Source organism: Parvibaculum sp. (assembly GCF_049672805.1).
In the GTDB taxonomy this organism is placed as follows: domain Bacteria; phylum Pseudomonadota; class Alphaproteobacteria; order Parvibaculales; family Parvibaculaceae; genus Parvibaculum.
The window spans coordinates 1-7,435 of record NZ_JBATWS010000449.1; the positions used below are offsets into that span (position 1 = coordinate 1).

Sequence of the window (7,435 nt, forward strand, 5' to 3'; positions counted from 1 at the left end):
ATCTATCACATCGTGACAGATGACCCGGGTGGCATCCTTGCCTGGTGCATTGCTTCCCTTGCCGCCGCGGCTCTCCTTCCCTCCCGCCCGGCCCTCGCGCTCGCCATTCTCCTTTCCGTCATCTGGAGCGTCTTCGCCCTGCAGATGGATGAGAGCACACCACACTGGGGCTTCTGGATCATCTGGGCGATCCCCGCCTTTCTCGCGCTTCGTTTCGCCTGGGCACCCGGCTTTCATCTGGTATTGATTGCCGCCTTCATCTGGCAGGCAGCAACCGCCATGGCGGGTGCCTTCAACATGGAAGACGGCTGGCATCTTGTCGTCTTCACTCTCGAAGCGCTCTGCATCTGGCTTGCGGCCATTTTCTTCTCGTCACGCGGCGCTCGTTTTGCATCCACCGCGCAAGCCTATGGCATCACGCTCACCTTCGCGCTTTTCTGGTTCTTCCAGAACAGCCCTGATATCGCGGCTGAGGATGGTTCCGGCTTCACGCTTTTTGCCTGCCTTCTCTTTGCTGCCCTTCTGGCCGTGCTCGGCGCGGCAGCGGTGAGCAAGCGCCTCATCGAAGCACGCCACCTCGCCGGCATCGGCGCCCTCGCCATTGCCTCTGTCGCCTATCCCTTCATTGAAGGGGCGGCTCCCCATCTCGTGCCCTGGATATATGCAGCACTTTTCCTGGTGCTCTCTGCCTGGCTCGTGTCATGGGGGACGGCAAATGAGTCCCGCTTTGCCGTGAATGCAGGCTTCATTGCTTTCGGTGTTGAAGTCCTGTGGCTCTATTTCGAAACGCTGAACACGTTGCTCGACACGGCCATCTTCTTCGCGCTGGGCGGCATATTGCTTATCGCAGGCGCCTTCGTGATGGAGCGGATGCGCCGCCGACTTGTGAAGCAGACGGAAGGAGCCGCGTCATGACCCGCTTCGCCCTCACCGTCTTCGCCCTCCTTGTCGGCCAGTCGCTGTTTCTCGGTGCGATGGTCTGGGACCGTGTCTCGCTGCTCCGCTCCGACACCGTCGTCACGCTGGAGACAAGACCCATCGACCCGCGCGATCTCTTTCGCGGCCATTATGTCATTCTGAATTATACGATCTCGACCATCACCCTTGATGAAATCGACGGGGATGACGATTTCGCGCATGGCGATACGATCTATGTCGAACTTGCGCGGCAGGAGCCTGTTGCGCAGCCCGTAGCCGTATGGCGCGAACACCGCGAGGTTGACCCCGGCCACGCCCTTATTCGCGGGCGCGTGAGCTTTATCAGAACCATGCCGGAAGACCTGATGGTGCCGGAAGATACCGGTCGCGGGCCGCTCGCGGAATGTCCGGGCTGCAATGTGGTTTCGGTTGATTACGGCATCGAAAGCTACTTCGTGCCGGAAGGCGAAGGCCGTGAGCTGGAACACAGCCGCAATGAAGGGCGCATCACCGTGGATGTGGCGCTTGATGGCAACGGCACCGCTGCCATCAAGCAACTTCGTCTCGACGGTGAACCCGTCTATGAGGAACCGCTCTTCTAGCTCGCGTTCCGCCAGTTCCCATGGAAGCCGAAAGGCACACGGGCAGGAAGCTCTACCCGCGCAATCGGCCCCTTCGACACATCATCCGTATCAAGAACGATGAAATCGCTGATATTGCGGCTCGTGTCATAAACCAGCGAGACGAGATAGCCATCGCCCTCGTTCGCCCCGTTCTTGCGAGGCACGAAAACCGGCTCATGCACATAGCAGCCCTTGCCCGGCTCCCACTCGGAGCGCTTGCCGGTCTGAACGTCGATATGCACCAGCGTATCGAAGGATGATCCCGGCGCTTCATTGGGCCGCTTCATCGCCGCGTAATAGCCGTGGCGATAGCCATGCCCCGCAAAGCGCTCGTCAAGACGCGGGAACTCGCCTCCAAGATCAGTCAGCACTTCTTCCGTATAGCTGTCTGAATTGCTGTCGAGATCAAACGTCCAGCGCACCAGCAGCGCCGCTTCGTCCGTAAGCGAGGCAGGCGGCCGTGTCCCGTCCGCATCCGGGAAGAGCGGCACGCGCGTATATTTCATCATGTCCGCATAAACGCGCGTGCGCCCGCCCTCATGGCTCGTCCACGCATTCATCGGGTGATAGACATAGCAGGGATCGCCCTTGAACCATCGGATCGTATCCACACTCGCATTCCGCGCCATGATGCCGATATGCGTGCCCGCCTTCGGGTCCCACGCAATGGTCGGTCCACCCTTCATGATGCGTTCCACATCGATCGTCGCCGGGAAGATCGGAAAGATCACATGCTCATCCGTGGTGATGAAGTCATGCACCATGCTGGCGTAAGGCGCCTTGAAAAGATCGCTGCGGGTGAGTTTCCCCTGCGCATCCACCACCTGATAGGAAATGTCAGGGCTGGCCGGACCTGCAGCCATGTAGCCGAAGAAAAGCATCTCGCCCGTCTTCGGATCGAACTTCGGATGCGCGGTCATCGGGCCAGTATATTTGCCCTCGAAGGTCCACGAGCCTTGCGTCTCCAGCGTGTCGCCATCCATCGCGACCGGCGAGTTGCCCTCGTCCAGCGCGAGCAGCTTGCCCGCATGCCAGACAATGTTGGTATTCGCCACATTGCGCTTCACCTTCTCCGTGCCCGGCAGGGGCGCATCGCCAAAGCCAGTGGAAATGCGGCGCTCTCCCGCCTCGCGCTGGAGCTTGTATTGCTCCGTCCGCACCCAGCGGTTGCGATAGCTTGCCTTGCCGTTCTCCACATGGATCGCGTGGACCATGCCCTCGCCCAGAAACCAGTGATGCTGCTCGCCCAGCGGCGGAAACATCGGGTTCGGACCGTTGCGATAGAGCGTGCCGACAAGATCACGCGGCAATTCGCCATGCACGATGAGGTCCGGCGCATCGCACTCGGCCTGCACGGGCGCAAAATTGTGCTGAAGGAACGGATTGTTCGGATAAGGGCGTGACATTATGGGGCGTCTCCCGAAAACAGCCTTAGTTATTATAACAGCGTTATGCTTGCGTTATAGTTAGGGCTGGACAGGAGGTCAAGCCTGTTCGATAGAAGACCCATGAGTACTGAAATGAGCACCTCTTCAGCCGGCAGCCGGCGCGACGCCCAGCGCAAGGCCCTGCTTGATGCCGCAAGTGAAATGCTGATGCATGGCGGCCCCGAAGCCATCTCGCTGCGCAAGCTGGCCGCGAAAGTCGGCACATCGACAATGGCTGTCTATACGTCCTTTGGCGGCAAGGACGGGCTTATCACCGCGCTTTTCGAGGAAGCATTCGATCGGCTGACAGTGGCGCAGCAGGCAGCCGAACGCCCTGCCGAACCGCTTCTCTGGCTTGCAAATCTTTCGCGCGCCTATCGCGATTTCGCCCTCGGCAACCCGTCCTATTACGCGCTGATGATCAGCGCGACATTGCCGGTGCCCGCCTCAATCCGTCACAAGGAGCCGACGGCAGACGAGCCGACGGCGCGCACGATTGCGAGCCACCCCTCCTATCAGAACCTGCTGGACGCGGTGAATGCTTGCATGGCCGAAGGCAGCATGCCGCGAGACGCGAACCCGACCGTTCTCGCTGATGCGCTCTGGGCCACGGTTCACGGGCTTTGCAGCCTGGAGCTTGCGGGCTTCCATGAAAGCGCCGAAGAGGCCGCAGAGCGTTTCAGCGTAACGACAGGCGCGGTGCTGCGCGGCCTGCTGACGCCTGAAGGTCTCAAAAAATACGAGAGCTTCACTCAGGCGACGTGACGGACGGGAAACGTCCCAGCGGGAACGGCTTTTCCTCGCGCGCGAAAATCAGGAAGGCAAGGCACTCCCAGATATACTGGATGAGGTTGCGGCTGAATTTGCGCAATTCCTCATTCTTCTCGCCCGTGAGGAAAACTACCACAAACTGAACGACGGCGAGAAAGATCGCGACTGAAAAGGCGATATGGCCGAGAAACCAGAACGCGACCATGTAAAGCAGCCGGATGCCAAGTTCCTTGCGCGCGGACGACACGTCGCTTCCTGCTTCATGGTCTGAAGGGTTGGCGGAACCAGTCGATGTATCGCTCATGCCTGTTTCTCCTGCGGATAAGGGCCTGTTGCGAATGTGGTTTATGCCAGCGCCAATTCAATGAGCCACCGGCTTAAAATCCGTCGCGCCCATGCGGGTCTTTTTCCAGCCACTCGCCATAGCCGACATTCCCCGGCCCGCCAGAGGGCGAAAGGCGCAGCGGATCGAAAAAGCCGAAAATGAAAAGCCCCATCAGGAAGCCGCCGAGATGCGCTTCCCATGCAACCTGCTCTGCGCCAAGTGCGCTGCCAAGCGCCGTGGAACCAAAGAGAAAATTCACCCCCACCCACACGACCACGAAGATGAGCGTGCGCCTGTCGCGCAGCGCCCCGAATACGCTGGTCCGCCTGCGCGGGGCATAGGGATTTCCTGCGCCTCGCCCGCCCAGCGCGCCGAGCGGCCCGCCGGAAAGAAACACGAAACGCGCCGCTCCCCCCATCAGCCCGGAGATCGCAGCCGAAGCTCCCACCACGGGTATGTCCGATCCCGGATAAAGATAGACATGAAGGAAGGCACCCGCCGCGCCGCAAAGAAAATAGAAAAGGAAGAAACGCCCGGCCCCGAACCGCACCGCCAAAGGCGAACCGAAGGCGAGCAGCCACACGCTGTTGACGACGAGATGCTCCAGCCCGCCATGCAGGAATGTGTAGGTAACGGGCGTCCAGAACACCGGCCCCGCCCCGCCGGGCAGAAGATGCGCGATAGCGCTTCCCTCCGGCAGATAGCGCGACGGAAAAAGCGCGAAATGGAGAAGCACCTGCTCCTGCATCTCCAAGTCGAGACTGCTGACCAGAAGATACACACCGACAATCGCCATCAGCAGCAGAAGCACGGGGCGCGGCACATTGAAGGCGGGTGGCTCGCGCCGCTCCACCGGGCCGTTCGTCACAGGGTCAGCCATTTTTCAGCGCCGCCTCGACCAGCGGCAGCCGGTCATTCCCGAAATACATATCCGTCTCGTTGACAAACATGGTGGGTGAACCGAAACCGCCCCGCGCAATCACTTCTTCCGTGTTTGCCCTGAGCCGCCCTTTCACATCCTCATCCTTGATGCGCGCGCTGACCTTGTTCCAGTCGAGCCCCACCCCCGTGCATATCTCCTCCAGCACCGATGGCTGGCTGATGTCCTTCAGTTCGCCCCAATAGGCGCGGAAGGTCGCCCAGGCAAAGGCGGGCAGCTTCCCTTCATCCTGCGCAACAATGGCGGCGCGCATTGCATCGACCGCGCGCACGGGGAAAACCGGCGGCTTGCCGATCTCGATGCCGCAATAGCGCGCCCAGTCTTTCAGATCCTTGTTGTAATAGCGGCTCTTGACCGGATGCGGGTTGGCGCGCGCCTCATAAACGCTTTCGTTAACTGCGTTGAAGATGCCGCCCACGAGAACGGGCTTCCAGATGATCTCCGCCCCTGTCCGTGCGACCAGATCCTCGATCCGGCTGAAGGCGAGATAGGTCCAGGGGCTGGAACAATCAAAGAAGAATTCGAGCTTTGCCAAGGTCGGGCTCCGCATCCTGCTGCCATTAACGATATGGCGCGGAGTGTCGCCCGCGTGAGCAGAGGCCGCAACCCGCTTCCGCAAGATGCTGTCGCATGGCGGCACAGCGACACCCGCACCAAATCGGGACGTGGCACGTCCCGGCGCGTGTCCCCCGTCCCGCCGCCCCTGCCGCTCCGACGAGAGAAAGCCGTCAACCTCAGAAAAATGGCGGATTCCTGCGGTTCTTAATGAGACCTTACCGCTGGCATACCGGTTGCAAACACCCGGTCATCCGATGCCTCGGCGGCACGGTGGCAGAATCGAAAAAAAATGATCGCCAGCACGACCGCCGAAAGCAGACCATCAGGAGGCCAAAGTGTTCAATACGGTTGTGTCGATTGCGACGAAGAAGGGATTGCCCAAGCGGACGCTGGGGGCGCTTGCGGTAGCATTCGCGCTTACAGGCTGCGTCAGTGCCAATGCGGGCTCCGATGGCCGCTACACAACGCCGATTGGCAATGCGCCGGTCATCAACAACGAAACCCCCTATTCAAACGCCCTGCGCTGCCTCGCGCGCCATGTTCCGGCAAGCACGACGGCAACGCGCATCGCTGTCGGCAATATCCGCGACTATACGGGCAAAGCGGAAGCCGATGGCTCGGGCATGAAGATCACGCAGGGCGCCTCGCTCATGGCGATGTCCGCGCTTGGCAAGGCCGGTGTGCCGCTCGTCGAACGCTATGACACCTCGATCACCGAGCTTGAGCTGAAATATACGAACAACAAGCTGATCGGCGATGGTGGCCCGGAAGAGGACTACCGCAAGATCTATGCGGGCGAAATCCGCGGCTCCGACTACTACATTGTCGGCGGCATCACCGAACTCAACTTCAACATCCATTCGGGCGGCCTCAATGCGGGCTTTGCCGAAGGCGGCGACATGGGCGCGGCGGCGAATGCCTCTGCCTCGACCTATGTGATGAATGTCGGCCTCGACCTGCGCCTCGTGAACAGCCGCACGCTCGAAGTGGTGGACTTTGTCTCTTACCAGAAGCAGATCGTCGGCCGCGAAATCAAGGCAGGCGTGTTCGACTTCTTCGGCGGCAATCTCTTCTCGCTCGGCGCTGGTTCGAGCGCTCAGGAGCCAATCCAGCTTGCCGTGCGCTCCGTCATCGAGCGCGCCGTCCTGAAGATGCTTGTGCCCCTTTACGGTGTGAACCCGACGGATTGCGCCCGCTTCCCCGGCAACAAGGACCCGATGGGCGAGATCGATTATCGCCAGGCAAATCCCGCTGCCAAGGTGAAGCCTGCCCAGCGCGTTGCCGAAGCCCCCGTGCAGAACCGCAACAACGAGGCTGACGCCGCGCCCTACGCCTACTACTCCGAGCCGGTCTTCGAAACGGGCGGCCTGCGGGGCGGCACCTACTGATCCGACACATTTCCTGAACCACCGGCGATGCCCGAAAGCAAAAGCATGAAAAGCATCGCCGGCTCCCACTCTCACCTTGTCCGGACTGGTCGGCCTCCGGCCGGACAGTGAGCAGCCTAGGCGGAGCTTTGTCCGCCAACCCTCGAACGAATGTGTATCAGTTTGTTCGTTCGGGAAGACCCAACTGGGGAGGGCTCAACGCCCTCCCTCTTTTTTGTGCCGGGGTCTCTTTCACCTAACCATCAACAAGCCGCAGCATGGCAACACCCGCTATGATGGTGCCGATGGCGATGAGCCGCATCGGCGCAACACTCTCTCCAAGGAAGAAGATGCCGATCAGCGCGGAACCGGCAACGCCAATCCCCGTCCACACGGCATAGGAAGTACCGAGCGGCAGAACCCGCATCGCCTGCATCAGAAAGAAAACCGCAAGCGCAAGCGCCACAAGATTGAGCGCCACCAGCGGTAGCTTCGTGTAGCCCTCG

Annotated in this window: 9 protein-coding genes; 4 read left to right on the forward strand and 5 right to left on the reverse strand. The window is 60.7% G+C overall.

What is annotated here, in order from left to right; genetic code table 11:
* Both WBF74_RS13955 and WBF74_RS13960 read left to right on the forward strand, forming a co-directional pair.
* The coding region (locus WBF74_RS13955; RefSeq protein ID WP_424440960.1) for a hypothetical protein at positions 1–915 on the forward strand (915 nt) is incomplete at its 5' end.
* The gene (locus WBF74_RS13960) at positions 912–1,520 is read left to right on the forward strand and encodes a GDYXXLXY domain-containing protein (RefSeq protein WP_424440962.1); all 609 of its coding nucleotides are present in this window, start codon (positions 912–914) and stop codon (positions 1,518–1,520) included. The genes WBF74_RS13955 and WBF74_RS13960, both read left to right, overlap by 4 nt.
* Here the strand turns inward: WBF74_RS13960 and WBF74_RS13965 are convergent.
* Positions 1,517–2,947, reverse strand: coding sequence for a carotenoid oxygenase family protein (locus WBF74_RS13965; protein ID WP_424440964.1), 1,431 nt, complete (start codon positions 2,945–2,947; stop codon positions 1,517–1,519). The genes WBF74_RS13960 and WBF74_RS13965 overlap by 4 nt on opposite strands.
* A 114-nt stretch (positions 2,948–3,061) precedes the next feature.
* On the opposite strand from WBF74_RS13965, the gene WBF74_RS13970 reads away from it, so the two are divergent.
* Positions 3,062–3,733, forward strand: a complete 672-nt coding sequence (locus tag WBF74_RS13970) for a TetR/AcrR family transcriptional regulator (protein ID WP_424440966.1) — start codon at positions 3,062–3,064, stop codon at positions 3,731–3,733.
* On the opposite strand, the gene WBF74_RS13975 is transcribed toward WBF74_RS13970, so the two are convergent.
* From WBF74_RS13975 to WBF74_RS13985, 3 genes are all read right to left on the reverse strand, one after another.
* On the reverse strand, positions 3,717–4,043 hold the full coding sequence (locus WBF74_RS13975) for a DUF4389 domain-containing protein (protein ID WP_424440968.1): 327 nt from the start codon (positions 4,041–4,043) through the stop codon (positions 3,717–3,719). The two genes, WBF74_RS13970 and WBF74_RS13975, sit on opposite strands and share 17 nt — an antisense overlap.
* Before the next feature lie 73 nt (positions 4,044–4,116).
* Positions 4,117–4,944, reverse strand: coding sequence for a rhomboid family intramembrane serine protease (locus WBF74_RS13980; RefSeq protein ID WP_424440970.1), 828 nt, complete (start codon positions 4,942–4,944; stop codon positions 4,117–4,119).
* Positions 4,937–5,539, reverse strand: coding sequence for a 2-hydroxychromene-2-carboxylate isomerase (locus WBF74_RS13985; RefSeq protein WP_424440972.1), 603 nt, complete (start codon positions 5,537–5,539; stop codon positions 4,937–4,939). The genes WBF74_RS13980 and WBF74_RS13985 overlap by 8 nt, the downstream gene beginning before the upstream one ends.
* 358 nt (positions 5,540–5,897) lie before the next feature.
* Between WBF74_RS13985 and hfaB the strand changes: the two genes are divergently transcribed.
* A complete protein-coding gene (hfaB, locus tag WBF74_RS13990; protein WP_424440974.1) occupies positions 5,898–6,950 on the forward strand; it encodes a holdfast anchoring protein HfaB in 1,053 nt (350 codons plus the stop codon).
* 235 nt (positions 6,951–7,185) lie between these two features.
* Here the strand turns inward: hfaB and WBF74_RS13995 are convergent.
* Positions 7,186–7,435: DMT family transporter (locus WBF74_RS13995; protein WP_424440976.1), on the reverse strand; the 250-nt coding region annotated here is incomplete at its 5' end.